Consider the following 16,831-nt stretch of genomic DNA (forward strand, 5'->3'; position numbering starts at 1 on the left):
AGGAGGTGAAGTATGCAGGCTGTTATAATGGATGCCCCTAGGCAGGTGCGCGTGGGTCAGTGGGAGGCGCCCCAGCCTAGCGAGGGTGAGGTGCTGGTCAGAGTTAGGTCGGTGGGAGTGTGCGCGGGCGACATGTACTTCTACCTCGGGAAGAACCCTTACGCAGTCTATCCACAGGTGTGCGGGCATGAGATAGCTGGCGTGGTGGAAGCCTTGGGCAAGGATGTGGATGGTCTGCAGATTGGGGACCACGTGGTCGTGGAGCCTTTTATTGGCTGTGGTAACTGCTATGCCTGTAGGATCGGCAAGCGCAACTGCTGTCGTCGCCTACAGATCATAGGCATTCACAGACCCGGAGGTTTTGCGGAGTACGTGCTGGCCCCAGCGCAGAACGTGCACAAGATCCCGGAATCTCTGTCGTTCGAGCGGGCTTCGCTGGCGGAGCCGATCGCCATCGCGGTACAGGCTAGCCGCAGGGGCCAGATCACGGCCGAGGATCAGGTGTTGGTGCTGGGATGTGGCCCCATAGGCTTGGCGTTGATCGATGTGCTGAGGGCTAAGGGCGCCGATGTGTTTGCGACGGATATCAACCCCGCGAGGCTGGAGGCCGCGTCCCAGCTGGGGGCACAGCCCTTAGCAGGTGGAGATTCCTTGCTTGACAAGGTGTTGGAGATCACCGAGGGCGATGGCATGCCGGTGGTGATCGAGGCCACAGGTAACCCACAAGCGATGCGGCAGGCTGTGGACCTGGTGGCGCCCGGAGGTAGAGTGGTCATCGTGGGGCTGGTGCCGCAGGGCGTAGATGTGCCGATGCCTGGGCTAGACTTCACTCGCAAGGAGATGACGATACTGGGCTCGCGGGCGTCGGTCAACTGCTTTCCAGAGGCGATAGAGCTGCTCGAGGCGGGTAAAATCCGATATGCCGACATGGCCACCACATTCAGTTTGTGGGACGCACCGACACTATTTGCGGAATGGGCCGAGCACCCAGGGGCAGTGCAGAAGGCTATATTTGCCGTGGAGTAGCGGCTAATTGGCCTCCAGCCTGTAGCCTACTCCCTGGATGGAGCGGATGCAAGAGCGATCGGCACCTGCCTGCTCCAGGCGGTTCCGCAGGCGATTGATGTAGACCTTCACGACCGACTCGTCGTAGTGCTCTCCCGTGCCGTGTATGGCCTTCAGCAGCTCCTGCTTGGAGATGACGCGTCCCCTCGCTATGATTAGGGCCTGCAAGAGTTGGAACTCACAGTAGGTCAAGGGGACCAGGCGGTCCATATACCGCACCTCGTACCTGCCGGTGTCCAACGTAAACTTCCCGTATTTGTGAATCAACTGCTCGCTCTGTCCCCTGCATTCCTTCATAAGGAAGGCGACCCTTATCAGCAGCTCCTGCACTGTGTAGGGTGAGGCCAGCATCTGGAACGGCGCTGGCCAGTCGATGTGCAGCTGTAGCAGCAAGTGCCAGTAGCTGGTTATCAGTTGCTCCTGCATGACCACCAATAAGGGCACAGAGAACCTCTTATCCCAGAGCTCATGTAGCAGGGCTTCCGTGCTGAGGGAACTCTCAGCTAGTTCCAAAATCCAGACGTCTGCGGGATCTCCGAGCCAGGCTTCGGTGTCCCCTTTGGCCAGTTTGACTTGCCACCCAGCAGCCTCCATCGTCAGGGCGATGTCGCTGCCCGGACCTCCTAGCGAAGCCAGCAGAGCGATGGGCAAGGATAGAGAGCGATCGGTAGGTGGTATGATGACTCCCCCAGTGCTAACGACAGCTAGATTATATTGCTTGTCATTGTATTCCGCATATGTAATTAGTTGATTTAAGTTGTATGAATTTTGGTTGAAAAACGGGCGGAGAGGTGGAATATTTCCACCTCTCCGCTTGTCGTCCCCTGCTCGGGAGGGGTTATTCACCGCCTCCAGAGTTGGTAAACCTCAAGATGTTGATTCCCCTGCCGATCCTCACGTTGGCGGTGCCTGCTCCGAGATCCGTGGAGATGATCCCACCGTAAGGAGCGGGATGGTTGGGTGGGCTAACTCCCCAAGGTGTGTAAGTGATGTTGGTGACTGAGTAGCCGTTGGTGGCCTCGTCTACCATCGTGGGAGTACCCAGCGGGAACCTCACGATCTCGAGCTCAGGATCGGAGTCTAGGTTGGCCCTCAGCAGGTTGCAGTAGCCGACACGAATGTTGCGCACCCAGGTGCCGTATTCGTTGGTGATCATGAACCTGAAGGCCGAGCCGGAGGGCACACCACCACCGTTGACCTTGCAGATCTTCAGTGCGCCATAGCCGCCCACGTCGTTGAAGGTTACGGTCGTGACGTTTGCGGAGATGGCAACCGTGGCCACGGCGTCGCTGTACATGCTGCCCAGGTCCTCGGAGAGCAGCGCGCCTGCAGGATTGGTGGAGATGTTGTTTACGTAGAACCCAAGGTACGGCAGCTCCTCCGTGACGCTCAGCCTGGTGTTGATCAAGAACCTCATGCCACCGTTGTAGATCACGCAGCGGCCAGCGCGCACGGTCAGATTGCCGGGGGCTGCGCCGTTGGTGTCCGGCAGCAAGTTGCCGTTCTGGCGAACCGTGAAGTAGAACGGCAGCAGGTTCTGGTAGGCGCCAGTAACGGTCTTGCAGACCTTGAGGACGCCTGTCGGCATGGGAGCGTTGTAGAAGGTGACAACGGTCTCGTTCGTCTCATCGCCGGCCATCACGTTTACTATGGCCCACCTACCGGAGGCGCTCCAGCTCACCAGCATGTTGTCGCCGCTCTCGATAGCCTCTGCCTCCACGTCGGTCAGCATGGTGCCGGTGTCTGGAAGCTCGCGCACGGTCACCTGACCGTATGGGACGGGTATGAGGTCGGTGCACTCACCTATGCCTAGGCTATAGGTATCGTCGCGGCCGTTGATGCGGAAGCGAAAGTCGTTGTTCGTCAGGTAGCCTAGGGGATCGTTGGTGTCTGAGGCCTCCTTGCAGATCTGGATGTAGCCCAGCACCGCGTCGGTAAAGGTCACCAGGGTGGTCTCGCCCGCGACGACCGACACGCGCGCCACACCCAAGGTGTTGGCGCCGGGATCAGGGTTCATATTGCGAGAGATGAGCCTGTTGGCGTTGCCCTGTGAGCCTCCGAGAGCGGTAATGTCGGCAACGATGACTCCCGGCTGGTACTGCTCGCGCACCGTAGCGCTATCACCCGGCACGTCTATGGGGCCTGTGCACTCGCCGGGGAACAGCGACCAGCTCATGCCGGGCATCTCGTCTACGGTGAACACGAACTCAGTGTCCGCGAGGGACGCATCGAGGCCGTTTGGGTCCCTAAGCTCCTTGCATATCTCGAGGTCGTCTCCCTGTGCCCTGGCAGCTCGCGGCGTGGAGACGGCCGCAAGCATCGGCAACAGTGTGGCGAGCACTAGCATCACCGTAAGCGGTAAGGTCATTGCTTTGCGTAGTCGAGTGTACATGCTTATGGTCTCCTTTTTCAGAATCCTCCGAGAGAATTGGTTGATCAGCGCGTGATTGAGCCAAGGCTTCTGAAGCCCTAACGCCTCCTTTCTCCTGGTGTTTCCGGCCAGGTGCATGACCACGCGTCGATGAGAGGATAATTTACTCGGGTTGACGATATGTGATCTGTCGGTGACTGCGCGGTGACGGGTAGGTGACGACCTGGTTACATGTAAGCCGGAAGCCGTCGCACTTATTTAATCTTGACGTACTAAGAACTTTAACTTATCCTAATATTGTTCGTTAGTTGAAATCAATGAGTTGGAGGTCTTCATGTTGCGCAGTAAGGTCGCCGCGTTGCTGTTGATGGTGCTGTTGGTTGCCGCTTGTGGAGCGCCATCTTCAGGCGAAACTCCCACTCCGTCATCTACTTCGGCTTCCCCTACTCCGGCAGCGTCGCCCACAGAGGCCGCATCTTCATCGCCCACTCCCACGGCGACTTCCTCTGAGCAGACCAGGACCATCGAGCACGCCATGGGCACCACGGAGGTCCCTCTGCATCCCAAGAGAGTGGTCGTGTTGGACACGGGCGAGCTTGACACGGCCCTAACGCTGGGAGTCAAGCCTGTGGGGGCAGTGGAAGCGATCGCCGGCCAGGGTTTGCCCTCATATTTAAAGGATACTGACGGCATAGAGATCGTAGGCACGATCACCGAGCCCAACCTTGAGAAGATAGCTGCCCTCAAGCCCGACCTCATCCTCAGCAGCAAGATGCGTCACGAGGCTATATACAAGCAGCTCTCCCAGATAGCGCCCACGGTGTTCGCCGAGCGGACGGGCGTGACCTGGAAGGAGAACTTTGATCTGTTCGCGCGTGCCCTCGGCAAGGAGGAGGAAGCCAAGCGCGTCAAGCAGCAGTATCAGGAGCATGTTAGGGAGTTCCAGCAGCGGATGGGCGACCGTCTCAAGCAGACCGAGGTGACGGTCATTAGGTTCCTCCCAGGCGACACCCGCCTATACCAAAAGGAATCGTTTATAGGCACGGTGTTGCAGGATCTGGGGCTACCTAGGCCTCCTTCCCAGGACGTGAACGACTTTGCTATGTACAACGTGAGCGAGGAGTTCATACCCAAGATAGGCGGTGATGTGATCTTCGTCACCGTTTACGGCAAGGCCTCGGACACCGCCAAGCAGGATTTCATGAGCAATCCCCTATGGCGGCAGCTGAAGGCTGTGCGCGAGGGCAGGGTGTACGAGGTCTCGGATGACCTGTGGATGCTGGGCATCGGCTACACCGCAGCTAACGGCGTGATAGACGACCTGGAGCGCTACCTGCTGGAGGGCGGGCAGGCCGTCGCGACTGCTACTCCCCAAACCGGTGCAGCTTTCCCCGTGACCATAGAGCACAAGTACGGCAAGACCGTGATCCCCAAGGAGCCCAAGAGGGTAGTAACCGTGGGCTTCAACGATCAGGACGCGGTGCTGGCACTGGGCGTCAAGCCCGTAGCGATAAGGGATTGGTTCGGAGATCAGCCATATGCCGTCTGGCCATGGGCAAGGGATGAGCTAGGGGACGCCAAGCCTGTGGTGTTGCCCTCCGGAGACCTCAACTTCGAGCAGATATCTGCCCTCAAGCCCGACTTGATCATAGGTGTCTCCTCTGGCATGACTCAGAAGGACTATCAGACGCTCTCGAAGATAGCTCCCACCATCGCGCAGCCTAAGGAGTACGTGGATTACGGCACTCCGTGGCAGGAGCAGACTAGGATCATAGGCAAGGCCCTGGGGAAGGAGCGCGAGGCGGAGGAGCTAGTAAATCAGGTCGAGTCCCAGATGGCCCAGGTGCGCAAGGAGCATCCGAACTTTGAGGGTGCGACCGGCCTGGTTGTAACTTACTGGGATGGAGTTATCTACGCCTATGGCCCTCAGGATACGCGAGGGAGGTTGCTCCAGGGCATAGGTATTCAGACGCCGGCTGAGATAGTGAAGATGTCCGGCAAGCAGTTCTATACCACCATCAGCGCTGAGCGCATGGACCTGCTTGACGTGGATGTGCTTGTATGGTTTGTGTCCAACGAGCAAGATAAGCAGAAGTTCCTCAATGATCCTCTCTACAGCAGGCTCGCGGTCCATCGTGAGGGCAGAGACATCTTCCTGATAGAGTCAGATACGGAGGATGAGATGGTAGTCGGCGCGATGTCTTTTGGCACGGTGCTAAGCATCCCCTACGCGTTGGATCACTTGGTACCCCAGCTGGCCCGTGCCCTCGATGGTGCTTCTTCCTCAACCGGGGGTGAGTCGGTAGTCCTGGCAGCAGGGGGGCGATAGCGATGGCGCTAGACTACTTGCCCTCTGAATCATTGCAGCCTGTTGTGGGCATCCACGCGGCCCTACGATCGGTCGCCACCAGGGATAGGTACCTCGCTGCTACGTGCGGCTCGCAACCTGGAGATGGCTGGATGCCCTTGGAGGACCTCCCCCAGTGGATGGATGCCCATATGCAGGTGGCAGCCGGGATTTACGGGACGAGCGATCGACGCGCGTTGACGGCGATGCTGCTGCTGACCTATGGCTGGTGCTTAGCTGCACCAGCCATAGGTCAGCTACTTGCTGGAGGCCAAGGTGCCTAGGATGGTGGGGAACATCTCATTGCGAGCTGCTGGAGGAGGCTTGGAGGTGACGTATCTCCGAGATGAGGGTGCGGTGCTCGCATCGGATCCCGCCTCGGCGTTGCCTGGGACCATCGGCTTGCAGGACCTTGACGAGCTACGTGCTTGGCTGCTGGAGGAGCTTGTGGGCGGCTTCCGGCAGGTGGTGTCCGGGCTGGCAGATGTTTCTCCCTTTAGAGAGCGGACGCTGTGGGGTATGCTTGCCGACCGTTGGGGAGATGTGTGCGTGTGGGTGGGACGCGTCACGAGCACGCTGGATACGTCCCTTCAGGAGGGGCAGAAGCTGCTCGGTGCCCCTGGTGTACCCTGGCGCCGTGTGCCGGAGTTCGTTTATCTGGAGCGCGATGGCCGCGGACAGCCGTTCCTCCTCAGAACTACTTGTTGCCTGCACTACAAATTGCCTGGTGGCAGGCACTGCTCGACATGCCCCTTGTTGCCGGAGGATGAGCGGGAGCGCAGGATGCTTGCGGATCTTTCCTCGGAGGCTCTAGCGTGATCGCGTTGAACGTGCGCCGAGCGCTTCATATCGAGCGCACCAGGGGCGTGCTTCTGTTGGGGTTGCTGTTGGGAGCTCTTCTGCTGGTGGTGGCTATCTTCGTGAGCGTGATGTTCGGTGCCGCAGATATAGGCCCGGGCGAGGTGTTGGCCGCTTTGGTACATCCCAATGATTCCACTGAGCACCTGATCATCCGTACATTGCGGGTGCCCAGAGCGTTGGTGGCCACGCTCGTGGGTGCCGCCTTGGCTGTGGCTGGAGCTATCATGCAGGGCATTACCCGCAATCCATTGGCTTCCACGGATATACTGGGCATCAATGCGGGGGCCGCTTTTGGCGTGGTGATCGCGGTGTATCTGCTGGGCGTGTCCTCCCTAGTAGTATATGCCTGGTTCGCCCTGGCTGGAGGGTTGTTGGCCGCGTTGCTGGTGTACTTGCTGGGATCACTCGGTAGGGGAGCGCCCACACCGCTCCGCCTGACCCTGGCGGGGGCGGCGCTCTCCGCCTTGCTTACCTCGCTCACCACAGCGGTACTTGTGTTGGACCAGCGCACGCTCGAGCAGGTGCGCTTTTGGCTCGCGGGATCGGTAGCTGGCAGGGACCTGAGTCTGCTGCTACAGTCTCTGCCTTATCTTCTAGCTGGGCTGGTGTTGGCGCTGATGCTTGGAGGGCAGATCACGACGCTCTCCCTGGGCGAGGAGGTGGCGCGTGGCCTTGGGTTGCGTACTGGCTGGGTGAAGGTGCTGTCGACGGTGGCAGTGGTGTTGCTCGCCGGGGGAGCTGTTGCCGTGGCCGGGCCGATAGGCTTCGTCGGGCTGGTTATCCCGCACGCGGTGCGCTTCCTCGTGGGTGTGGACTATCGCTGGGTACTGCCCTACTGCGCGGTGGCTGGGGGGATCTTCCTCCTCATGGCCGACGTGGCTGCCAGGATGGTGTTGCGTCCCCAAGAGGTGCCCGTGGGGGTTATGACTGCGATCATCGGCGGGCCCTGCTTCGTGTACCTGGTGCGCTGGAGGGTTAGGCGATGAGCCGCCAATGGTTAGTTATAAGAACAAGCTTCCCAGCGGTGTCTTTCAGGGTGGATAGACGCGTGCCTCTGGTGCTGCTCTTGCTCTCCCTGGCTACCCTTGCCGGCGTGATATTGAATCTTGGGATGGGCGAGTACTCCGTATCGCCCCTCGATGTGCTCAGGACCTTGCTGCACATGGACACCGGCGATCCTCAGCATGCGTTCATCGTGAACTCCCTCAGGCTACCCAGGGTGTTGGTAGCGTGCGCGGTGGGGCTGGCGCTAGGAATCTCAGGGGCGATTATGCAGGGTGTCACCCGCAATTCGTTGGCCTCCCCCGAGATCACCGGCGTGACGGCGGGGGCATCTTTTGCTGCCGTCACGCTCATCGTGCTAGTGCCAACGGTGTCGGTATCTTGGGTGCCTGTGGGGGCCTTGGTGGGAGCCGGCTTGGTGGCAGCTGCCATCTACGTCCTTGCCTGGAGGGGAGGGGACTCTCCCCTTAGGTTTGTGCTGGTGGGCATAGGTTTGACTTCTGTCCTAAGCGCCCTCACTAGCCTGATGGTCACCTTCGGGAACATAGACCAGGTAAGCCAGGCCATGGTGTGGCTAGCGGGCAGCCTGAACGGCCGCACCTGGGAGGACCTACGGGCCATACTCCCTTGGTTGCTGCTCCTGCCTGCTGTACAGCTCATGACCTCCAGGATGGATCTGTTGATGTTGGGTGAGGACGTAGCTAAGGGTCTGGGGAGCAAGGTGGAGCTCGATAGGGGTCTGCTAGTGTTCATGTCTGCTGCCCTGGCAGCTGCCTCGGTGGCTGTGGCTGGCACGGTGGGCTTCGTGGGCTTGATGGCGCCTCATGTCGCGCGCAGGTTGGTGGGTAACTCCCACCAGGGACTGTTGCCGGTGGCCGGTGTCTCTGGCGCCTTGATAATGGTGCTGTCTGACCTGCTGGGCAGAACGGTGTTCGCGCCTACAGAATTACCGGTGGGTGTGGTCACGGCGGCCGTAGGGGCGCCGTTTCTCATGTACTTGCTCTATAGAGGCACAAAGGAGGGAAGCGTGTTATGAGGGAGCTGCATGCTGAAGGCTTGCGTCTAGGCTACGACAAGGTGGATATAGTGTTGGGGCTCGACTTACTCGTGCATGGGGGTGAGATCACCGCCTTGGTGGGCCCCAACGGCTGTGGTAAGTCAACCTTGTTGAAGGGCATGACCCGCGTGCTTAGACCGAGGGCTGGCACCGTGTACTTGGATGGTGCTGCCATCCAGCGCATGCCTACCAAAGCGCTCGCAAGGAGACTTGGTTTGCTTCCCCAAACGCCCGTTGCTCCTGATGGCATGACCGTGCGCGAGCTGGTAGCCCAAGGGAGGTTCCCGCATCAAGGCTGGCTGCAGCAGTGGAGCCCCAAAGACGAGGAGGCCGTCGACAGGGCCCTGGATATCACGGGCATGAAGGCGATGGCCGACAGGCCCGTCGACGAGCTCTCCGGAGGTCAGCGCCAGAGAGCCTGGATAGCTATGACCTTGGCACAGGAGACCGAGGTGCTGTTGCTGGACGAGCCCACTACGTTCTTGGATATGGCACACCAGCTGGAGGTGCTGGAGCTTCTCGTCAGGCTAAACAAGGAGGATGGCAGGACGATAGTTATGGTGCTGCACGACCTCAACCAGGCGGCCAGGTACGCGCACAGGCTGGTGGTGATGTCGCAGGGCAGGGTGTTCTCTGTGGGAAGCCCGGCGGAGGTGATCACTCCCGAGATGCTGCGGGAGGTGTTCGGGGTCGAGGCCAGGATCCTTGTTGACCCAGAGAGCGGGCTCCCCTACTGCCTGCCTCTGGGTCTCTGCAACCCCGCACCAGGGCTTGACGTAGCGATGCTGACGCGGTCCTAGCACAGGAGCTACAGGCGAGAGGAGGTTTGACAGATGGACAGTTAAGCTCTATCATTAGGGCGGACTAATGTTTAGATTTGGATGTTCTGAACATAAATAGATGGTCCGCCCTAAAACAGGTCTTTTATCGATACACGCTGAACAACATCTCGGAAGGAGGTACATGCAGTGGTCGGACCATCTATCAGGTTATTAACTCGACGTCTGTTGGCTATCTCGATGGCGGGCTTGCTGATGGCAGCCTGTGGCGCCAACGAGAGCAGCACGCCCACGGTTTCCTTAGGAGCTTCCTCGCCATCGCCTTCGCCCGCGATGGAGGCGGAGTCCTCTCCCACCCCTACGGTAGGGGTGGTTGAAACTCCTCACTCGGAGCATGGCTCTGAGAGCGAATCATCCTCGGGCGACGAGACCGTGCGTGTGGTGAGCCAGCTTGCGCAGATGTGGGGGCACCTAGAGGCCAGCGCCGCCAACGCAGATGCCGGCAACTGGGCCATGGCGGGCACCCATGCTGGGCACCCGGTGGGTGAATACTGGGACGCGGTCAAGGGCGCCTTGGAGGAGGCGGGCGTGGATCAGGGGGTACGCCGGGCTCTGGACGCGTACCAGCAGGCCGTGAACGAGCGCTCCAGCCAGGTGGACGCCAGGCTGCAGGACGCCCGCAAGGTCCTGCAGGACGCCATGAGCGCGGTCGCTGGCGAGGACTGGAACGATTCCAAGTTCAGGGGAGAGGTACTACGTGACCTGCTGGAGGCCGTGGAGCATGAGTACGGTGAGGCCGTACAAGGGAAGAAGATAGCCAACCTCGAGGAGTACCAGGATGCCTGGGGATTCCTCCAGGTGGTAGACGATCTCTACGGGGAGATAGCTGGTGACGTGAGGTCGGGCTCGGCCGAGGCTGCTGAGGAGATAGACCATGAGCTCCAGGAGCTGCGCAAGGCTTTCCCGCAGGTCACTCTAGAGAACGCTAGAGCTGAGCTCTCCCAGGTCGAAGAGGCTGTGGGCGAGGTAAGAGCCGAGCTGGCCAAGGCACTGGGCATCCAGGTGAGCACCGCTCAGGGGCCTGAGGCCCAAGCAGAAGAGATCAAGGACATGGTGGAGGAAGCCCTGTCCGCCTACAAGGCCGGCAACACAGATGAGGCCTACGAGCACGCGGCCAACGCCTACCTGGAGGGCTTCGAGCACATGGAAAGCGATCTCCTCCAGAAGGGGCAGCGCGAGCTGGTGGAGGACCTGGAGCTCAAGTTCAAGGATCTGCGTGATGCCATTCGTGCTGGCAAGCCTGCCAGCGAGGTCGAGGCCATAGCTGAGGAGATCGATCAAGGGCTTGATCAGGCTGTACAGATTTTGAAGTAATTTGTCAGGGGGCGGGTCATGCTGAAGTCTATCTGCAAGCTGGGTGTGTTACTGCTGGTGTTGTTGCCAGCAGTCTTGCTGCCTATTCGTTGGCCGGGGGCGCTCGCGGCGAGCCAACAGGTGAACGTGGAGCAGGAGATAGCAGCTATCCGCTCCCTGATGGATGAGAGTTTGGATGCCTACCGCGCGGGCGACAGGGATCGGGCTTACACGCTCGCCCGCGCCGCCTACCTAGACCACTTCGAGCTAGTGGAGATCCCCCTGCGGATAGTCGACTCGAGCTTCACGCTGGAGATGGAGTACAAGTTCGCGCACTGGCGCAGCCGCATAGAGGACGGCGCACCAGTGCGCGAGATCGAGCAGATAGTCAGGGATATCGATAAGGGCTTGGATGAGACCCAGGCGATACTCAGCGGGCCCGGTATGACGGGTGTTGCTTTGGTCATAATAGCCTCGTTCTCCATCCTATTCCGTGAGGGGCTCGAGGTGATATTGGTGCTTGCTGCCCTGTTTGGGTACGTGCGCACGCGTGACCCGCGATTGCGCAGGCCTATAGCGTTAGGGGCTCTCCTGGCGATACCGGCCAGCATCGTTACCTGGGCTCTGCTCAGCTTCGTGCTCAACGTGGCGCCGGTGGGAAGGGAGATCCTGGAGGCAGTGGTCTCCCTTGTAGCGGTGGCCTTCCTGTTCTACGTGAGCTTTTGGCTGCTGCAGCGCATGGAGGTCAGGCATTGGATGGAGTTCCTGCGCTCGCACGTGTGGGAGGCAGTGGCGGCTGGCAACGCCTCTGCGTTGGCTATGATCGGCTTCGTCAGCGTATATCGAGAAGGGGCGGAGACGGCCCTCTTCTACCAGGCGCTGCTGTGGATGGCTGAGAATATGGTGGGTTGGATATTGCTGGGCATGCTGCTAGCGCTCCTGGTGCTGGGAGTGATCGGCTACGCCATCCTGTGGGCTGGTGCAAGGCTGCCGGTCAAGGTGTTCCTGACCACGGCGATGGTCATGATCATGCTGCTGTCCGTGGCCATGCTGGGGAACGGCGTCAGAGAGCTACAGGATGCCGACCTGATAAGCATCACGTCGCTGTTCGACACTTTCCCCAGGATCAATCCTTTCGTTGCGCAGTTCCTGGGCATATATCCTACAGTCGAGACCCTGACCGCGCAGGCAGCACTGCTGATGATATACGTTGTGGGTGGGCTGTACTTCTACCTTGGACCTGCCAGGCGCGCGCGCATCTCCAAGGCTCACACCAGGCAGGCATGAACGGATGGAGGTGGTGGTTTGGTTGCTAGGATAGGTATAGATGTGGGCGGTACGTTCACCAAAGCTGTGCTGCTGGAGAGCGACAGCGGCAAGCTCCTGCGCAAGGTCACGGTGGCCACCACGCACGACGCCGACACCGGCGTGGCCAGGGGGGTCGTGCAGGCCTTCAGGCGTGTGCTGGCAGAGGGAGAGGTAAGCCCTAAAGAGATAGAGTTGGTGGTGCTGAGCACTACGCAGGCGGTGAACGCCCTGCTCGAGGGGGACGTGGCCACCGTGGGCATCGTGGCCATAGGTAGTTTGGAGGAGCAGCGACAGGTGATCAAGCGGACCCGCCTGGAGGGGATAAGCCTCTCGCCGGACAAGAAGCTACAGCTACTCCATAGGTTCCTTTCCTTAGGAGATGCCAGTGATCCCTCCAAGTTGGAAGGGGTCTTGCTCTCGCTCGTCACTGAGGGAGCGGAAGCTTTGGTCGCCAGCGGGGCGTTCAGCGTGGAGGATCCCTCCGCCGAGCTCAAGGTGTTGGAGGCGGCCCGTCGCCTGGAGCTGCCAGCTACTGCCGGGCATGAGATGAGCGGGCTGTATGGGCTGGAGGTGCGTACGGTCACGGCAGCGGTCAACGCTAGCATCCTACCAAAGATGGCCAGGACAATCACCTGGGTGGAGCGCAGCATGCGGGAGGCTGGCCTCGAGGCTCCGTTGATGGTGATGCATGGAGACCTGGAGGTGACGAGCCTTGCGGAGGCGAGGAGACGGCCGGCATCCACTGTGCTATCTGGGCCTGCTGCCAGCGTGGCCGGTGCTCTGCTCTACCATAGGGTGCTGCACGGCCTATGCGTCGAGGTCGGAGGCACAAGCACTAACGTGGGGGTAGTCCGAAACGGTAGGCCTGCCTCCAAGTACGTGAGTATCATGGACCACCCCACCTGCCTGAAGTCTGTAGATGTGCGAGTGGCGGGCGTGGCCGGTGGCAGCCTTGTGAGGTTGCGCAAGGGGAAGCTGAGCGACGTTGGGCCAAGGAGCGCCCACATCGCTGGTCTACCATACCCCAGCTTCGTGGATCCCTCCAGGCTGCATGAACTCAGGTTAGTGACCATAGCGCCCCTGCCCGGAGACTCGCCAGATTACGCGGTGGTGGAGTCTGCCGACGGCGAAAGGTACGCCATCACGCTCACCGACGCTGCTAACGCCTTGGGAATAGTGCCCGTGGACGACTATGCTCGGGGCAGCGTCGAATCGGCACGCGCGGCGCTGGCGCCGCTAGCGGAACACCTGGGTATGTCGGTGGATGAAGTCGCTGCCAGGATGCTGGATCTAGCGGCTTCCAAGGTGATTCCTGTGATCAAGGATCTACGTGAGGAGTACAAGCTGGGAGACTGCCCCTTGCTAGGTTTGGGAGGGGCAGCGAGCGTGCTGGTGCCTTGGCTATCTAAGAGGTTGGGATTGCCCTACCACGTGGTGCCCAACGCCGAGGTGATATCCTCCATAGGGGTCGCGATGGCCCCGGTGGGTGTGGAGATGGAGCGTAGCCTAGGACGGGAGGACCCCGAGATCCTCAGCAGCTGGGTGCGGGAGATCGAGAGAGCTGCGGTCGAGGCCGGTGCCGATCCTCAGACCGTGCGTGTGGTGGTCGAACCTGTGCCAGAGAGGTCAGCCGTAAGGTTGCGCGCCCTGGGCTCTGCCTATGCACATAGAAACGATTGGACTGGGCTAGACGCCAAGCAGGCCAGGGAGCTAGCTGCCATGGCCCTCGGGCGGTCACCAGATGAGTTAGAGATGATCTACGAAAACGCCTACTTCCGAGTGTTCCAAGGTGAGGTGATCAAGCGCATAGGCCCGTTTCGCAGGGTGCGTAGACCCATAGCTGTCATCGACAGGGAGGGCGCGGTGCTGTTCACGGCCGCGGATGGTAGCTGGCAATGCTACAATTGGAGTGATATAGATAACCGCGGGCAACAGCCTTATGAGAGCCATGGCCTCCTGTCCGCTCCCCCCAGGGTGGCGGTGCTGTGGGGAGGTAACCTGTTGGACCTGCCGTTGGGGCTCTCGGGACGCCTATGGGACGTGGTGCGCTCCCTCCGTCCCGAGGAGTCCACCGAGCCCTTGCTGGTGCTTGCGGGATCTTCAAACGACGCGAGGTAGTTGATGGCTGTTTATAGTGGCAGAAGGCGTAGAACTACTACCGGGATCAGAGTGGCCTTGGGGCTAGCCCTGCTATTTATCCTGTTCATGCTTGGTGTCATATTCTGGTCTTTGCTGGGGCCCAATAGCTCCCAGCAGATACCTAATACGTTGGAGACCATGTCCAACCAGATAGAGGTCATGCGCGTGTCTCACTACACCAGCGCTACTGTCAAGGACGGCAAGGTAATAAACCAGGGTGAGTACGATGCTGCCCTGGAGGACCTGAGGCGAGCACGCGAGGAATGGCGTGCCATCGGAGGCAAGATAGACTCCTCCTGGCGAACGCAGGTGGAGGAAGGATTGGACGACCTGCAGCGCATGGTGGAGGGGAAGTACCCCGCCGATGATGTCAACGGGCGTGCCAAGGAGCTGCAGAACCTTCTCAAGCGCATCAAGCAGGAGTACAGCTAGGGCGCACCTCAAGGAGTCACCTATGGCCAAGCCAGCCATGAGCCATACGCCATCCTCCTGGACCCTTGACAGGCGCCGGTCGCTGCTGCGGGAGGTGCCACTCTTCGCTGGTCTTTCGGAGGAGACCGTGGACAGTGTGGCACAGCGCCTGATGCCCCGCCACTATTTGCGTGGCGAGATGATCTTCGCGCGCGGCATGCCCGCAGATGCTTTCAACCTCCTTGCGGAGGGAAAGGTGAAGATCGTGCGGGAGACCGAGGAGGGTCGGCAAGTGATCCTCCGCCTGATCGAGCCCAGACAGATGTTCGGGGTCTCAGGCGGCTGGGGGGAGATGCGCTATCCCGCCAGTGCCTACGCGCTGGAGGATTCGGTGGTTCTGCGCTTGACGGCTTGGGAGTTTAACAGGCTGCTCTCCACCCACCCTGACCTGGCGATGTCGGTGATACGTGATCTGGGGAGGCGCCTGCGGCAGGCCGAGGAAAGGATTCTGGAGCTGCAGACTGCAGGGGTGGAATGCAGGCTGGCGAGGGCCGTGCTGCGCATGCTCGAGGACAGCCCCGACGGCGCCACCATCAACCTATCGCGGCAGGACCTAGCGGACCTCACCGGCACCACTCTCAGCACTACAAGCCGCATACTCAGCTCCTGGCATCGGCGAGGTATCGTGCTGGCGGGCAGGGAGCGCGTGAGAGTGGTCGATCTGGATGAGCTGGAGGGGATTGCCCTTCGCCCATCCCAGTAGCCCTTGAACGGAGTCCTAAGATCGCTCGGCGTAGCTTGATATCTCCGCAGCCAGACGTCGGAGCTCATCCCTCAGCTCCGGTGGCTCCCTTACGATGAGCGGGTAACCCAGCCCTACCAGGAACCTGGCCATCCAAGATAGATCGTAGCTTTGGCAGCGAAGTACCACCCCCTCATCAGACTCTGTCAGCGTCCCCATCACGGGGGGTATCCTCTCCTGCGCGTGCGCCATCGAGGTCTCAAGGACCACCTCCACGTACCAATCGTCGGGTATGTTGGCTATGGTCTGGATCACCTCCTGCAGGGGATCAAAGTCCTCGGGGCGCTCGAACGTCGCGTCCAACATAGCTATGCTCAGGACGCGATCCAGGCGAAAGAGGCGCTGCGCACGTCGCAGTTGGCAGTAACCTATGGTGTACCATCGACCGTCGCGGTACACAAGCCCGTAGGGGTCGAACTCGCGCTCGGTTTCTTCGCCATTCCAGGTCCTGTAGGTCATCCTTACCCGTTGCTGCTTGTGCACCGCCAGGCTCATAGTGAGTATTAACGAGCTATCCGGCGGGCTCTCGGCAGGGGCGATGTCTAGGACTAGGTTCTCCTCTACAGCCTGCACGCGCTCTTGTAAGCTGGCCGGCATGACACGGGACAGCTTGGCCAGCGCGCTCTCGATAGCGGGCGCCGCCGCGCCCAGCGCCGATTTCCTGGATAGGAGCAATCCCAGGGTCAGGGCCAGTGCCTCGTCCTCGGTGAACATCATCGGTGGCAGCTTGTACCCCGGCCTTAGCCTGTAGGCCCCGTAACGGCCACGCTCTCCCTCTATCGGGATGCCTAGGTCCTGGAGCATCTCTATGTATCTACGAGCGGTCCTCACGTCCACCTCCAGGCGCCTCGCGAGCTCTGTCCCGGTCATCCTTCCATGGGCCTGCAGGAGCTCGAGTGCCGCTAGGACGCGGGTAGTTGGATGGTACATGGGTTTTATTTTCTCCTAATATCGCCCTAATTAGGACCGTTTATGCCAACTTTTGGTGCTACCCTGGTGTTAGTCGCGTGAGATGACACACGATTATAGCTCGATCAAAGGTCTGGTTAGGAGGTATCACATGTACGATCTAAGAGGGGCCGAGGTGGCTAAAGAGAGGCAGGCTTCTCTCCTGTCGGACGTGGAGGCGCGCCGTCTGGCACGGGTAGCCCAGGACGATGGTAGTGCCCCTGCGCGCCATGTATTCGAGGTTGGTCCTGCCGGCTGTCTCACAAGGTTAGTGAGCATCGCCATGTGGCCCGTAAGACGCCTATACAGCACGATCATGATCCTTGGCGAAGGTTAACCTAACCTACATGCCATGGGAAGTTAGAGGCGGGGGGGGGGGGGGGTTGGG

General features: G+C 60.3%; 16 protein-coding genes. 13 read left to right on the top strand and 3 right to left on the bottom strand.

The genetic code is table 11. The features are described from left to right. Window positions 1–12 precede the first annotated feature (12 nt). Window positions 13–1,026 (top strand): zinc-binding alcohol dehydrogenase family protein, encoded by a 1,014-nt coding sequence (locus tag N2245_RS04625; protein WP_494535559.1) that lies wholly within the window; start codon window positions 13–15, stop codon window positions 1,024–1,026. 3 nt (window positions 1,027–1,029) lie between these two features. Here the strand turns inward: N2245_RS04625 and N2245_RS04630 are convergent, their stop codons facing one another. After that, a complete protein-coding gene (locus tag N2245_RS04630; RefSeq protein ID WP_494535560.1) occupies window positions 1,030–1,911 on the bottom strand; it encodes a winged helix-turn-helix domain-containing protein in 882 nt (293 codons plus the stop codon). Beyond that, window positions 1,904–3,241 (bottom strand): hypothetical protein, encoded by a 1,338-nt coding sequence (locus N2245_RS04635; protein WP_494535561.1) that lies wholly within the window; start codon window positions 3,239–3,241, stop codon window positions 1,904–1,906. Before N2245_RS04635 ends, N2245_RS04630 begins: the two co-directional genes overlap by 8 nt. 529 nt (window positions 3,242–3,770) lie before the next feature. Between N2245_RS04635 and N2245_RS04640 the strand changes: the two genes are divergently transcribed. The 11 genes from N2245_RS04640 (at window position 3,771) to N2245_RS04690 (ending at window position 15,456) form a co-directional block, all read left to right on the top strand. After that, window positions 3,771–5,765 carry an ABC transporter substrate-binding protein gene (locus N2245_RS04640; RefSeq protein ID WP_494535562.1) on the top strand — a complete coding sequence of 665 codons (1,995 nt, stop codon included), beginning with the start codon at window positions 3,771–3,773 and terminating at the stop codon, window positions 5,763–5,765. Between the two features lie 2 nt (window positions 5,766–5,767). Beyond that, window positions 5,768–6,067: a hypothetical protein gene (locus N2245_RS04645; RefSeq protein ID WP_494535563.1), complete on the top strand. Its 300-nt coding sequence runs from the start codon at window positions 5,768–5,770 to the stop codon at window positions 6,065–6,067. Window position 6,068: 1 nt separating this feature from the next. Next, a complete protein-coding gene (locus tag N2245_RS04650; RefSeq protein ID WP_494535580.1) occupies window positions 6,069–6,602 on the top strand; it encodes a (2Fe-2S)-binding protein in 534 nt (177 codons plus the stop codon). Further along, window positions 6,599–7,630, top strand: a complete 1,032-nt coding sequence (locus N2245_RS04655; protein ID WP_494535564.1) for a FecCD family ABC transporter permease — start codon at window positions 6,599–6,601, stop codon at window positions 7,628–7,630. The genes N2245_RS04650 and N2245_RS04655 overlap by 4 nt, the downstream gene beginning before the upstream one ends. Further along, window positions 7,627–8,682 carry a FecCD family ABC transporter permease gene (locus N2245_RS04660; RefSeq protein ID WP_494535565.1) on the top strand — a complete coding sequence of 352 codons (1,056 nt, stop codon included), beginning with the start codon at window positions 7,627–7,629 and terminating at the stop codon, window positions 8,680–8,682. Before N2245_RS04655 ends, N2245_RS04660 begins: the two co-directional genes overlap by 4 nt. Beyond that, window positions 8,679–9,503, top strand: coding sequence for an ABC transporter ATP-binding protein (locus N2245_RS04665; protein ID WP_494535566.1), 825 nt, complete (start codon window positions 8,679–8,681; stop codon window positions 9,501–9,503). The genes N2245_RS04660 and N2245_RS04665 overlap by 4 nt, the downstream gene beginning before the upstream one ends. A gap of 168 nt (window positions 9,504–9,671) precedes the next feature. Further along, a complete protein-coding gene (locus N2245_RS04670; RefSeq protein ID WP_494535567.1) occupies window positions 9,672–10,856 on the top strand; it encodes a 4-helix bundle domain-containing protein in 1,185 nt (394 codons plus the stop codon). Window positions 10,857–10,874: 18 nt separating this feature from the next. Then, a complete protein-coding gene (locus N2245_RS04675; RefSeq protein ID WP_494535568.1) occupies window positions 10,875–12,122 on the top strand; it encodes an FTR1 family iron permease in 1,248 nt (415 codons plus the stop codon). 18 nt (window positions 12,123–12,140) lie between these two features. Further along, window positions 12,141–14,261, top strand: a complete 2,121-nt coding sequence (locus N2245_RS04680; RefSeq protein ID WP_494535569.1) for a hydantoinase/oxoprolinase family protein — start codon at window positions 12,141–12,143, stop codon at window positions 14,259–14,261. 3 nt (window positions 14,262–14,264) lie between these two features. After that, entirely contained in the window at window positions 14,265–14,714 is a 450-nt protein-coding gene (locus N2245_RS04685) for a hypothetical protein (RefSeq protein ID WP_494535570.1), read from the top strand. A gap of 22 nt (window positions 14,715–14,736) precedes the next feature. Further along, window positions 14,737–15,456, top strand: a complete 720-nt coding sequence (locus tag N2245_RS04690; RefSeq protein WP_494535571.1) for a Crp/Fnr family transcriptional regulator — start codon at window positions 14,737–14,739, stop codon at window positions 15,454–15,456. 15 nt (window positions 15,457–15,471) lie between these two features. On the opposite strand, the gene N2245_RS04695 is transcribed toward N2245_RS04690, so the two are convergent. Beyond that, a complete protein-coding gene (locus tag N2245_RS04695; protein WP_494535572.1) occupies window positions 15,472–16,425 on the bottom strand; it encodes a helix-turn-helix transcriptional regulator in 954 nt (317 codons plus the stop codon). Between the two features lie 130 nt (window positions 16,426–16,555). On the opposite strand from N2245_RS04695, the gene N2245_RS04700 reads away from it, so the two are divergent. Then, on the top strand, window positions 16,556–16,780 hold the full coding sequence (locus N2245_RS04700; protein WP_494535573.1) for a hypothetical protein: 225 nt from the start codon (window positions 16,556–16,558) through the stop codon (window positions 16,778–16,780). The last annotated feature ends 51 nt before the right edge of the window (window positions 16,781–16,831 follow it).

The sequence above is a fragment of the Thermobaculum sp. T2p genome (genome assembly GCF_059335935.1).

Coding starts and splice junctions, on each gene's coding strand:
- N2245_RS04625 (WP_494535559.1), top strand. CDS start 13: ATGCAGGCTGTTATAATGGATGCCCCTAGGCAGGTGCGCGTGGGTCAG.
- N2245_RS04635 (WP_494535561.1), bottom strand. CDS start 3,241: ATGAGCTGGTCGCTGTTCCCCGGCGAGTGCACAGGCCCCATAGACGTG.
- N2245_RS04640 (WP_494535562.1), top strand. CDS start 3,771: ATGTTGCGCAGTAAGGTCGCCGCGTTGCTGTTGATGGTGCTGTTGGTT.
- N2245_RS04645 (WP_494535563.1), top strand. CDS start 5,768: ATGGCGCTAGACTACTTGCCCTCTGAATCATTGCAGCCTGTTGTGGGC.
- N2245_RS04650 (WP_494535580.1), top strand. CDS start 6,069: ATGGTGGGGAACATCTCATTGCGAGCTGCTGGAGGAGGCTTGGAGGTG.
- N2245_RS04660 (WP_494535565.1), top strand. CDS start 7,627: ATGAGCCGCCAATGGTTAGTTATAAGAACAAGCTTCCCAGCGGTGTCT.
- N2245_RS04665 (WP_494535566.1), top strand. CDS start 8,679: ATGAGGGAGCTGCATGCTGAAGGCTTGCGTCTAGGCTACGACAAGGTG.
- N2245_RS04675 (WP_494535568.1), top strand. CDS start 10,875: ATGCTGAAGTCTATCTGCAAGCTGGGTGTGTTACTGCTGGTGTTGTTG.
- N2245_RS04685 (WP_494535570.1), top strand. CDS start 14,265: ATGGCTGTTTATAGTGGCAGAAGGCGTAGAACTACTACCGGGATCAGA.
- N2245_RS04690 (WP_494535571.1), top strand. CDS start 14,737: ATGGCCAAGCCAGCCATGAGCCATACGCCATCCTCCTGGACCCTTGAC.
- N2245_RS04695 (WP_494535572.1), bottom strand. CDS start 16,425: ATGTACCATCCAACTACCCGCGTCCTAGCGGCACTCGAGCTCCTGCAG.
- N2245_RS04700 (WP_494535573.1), top strand. CDS start 16,556: ATGTACGATCTAAGAGGGGCCGAGGTGGCTAAAGAGAGGCAGGCTTCT.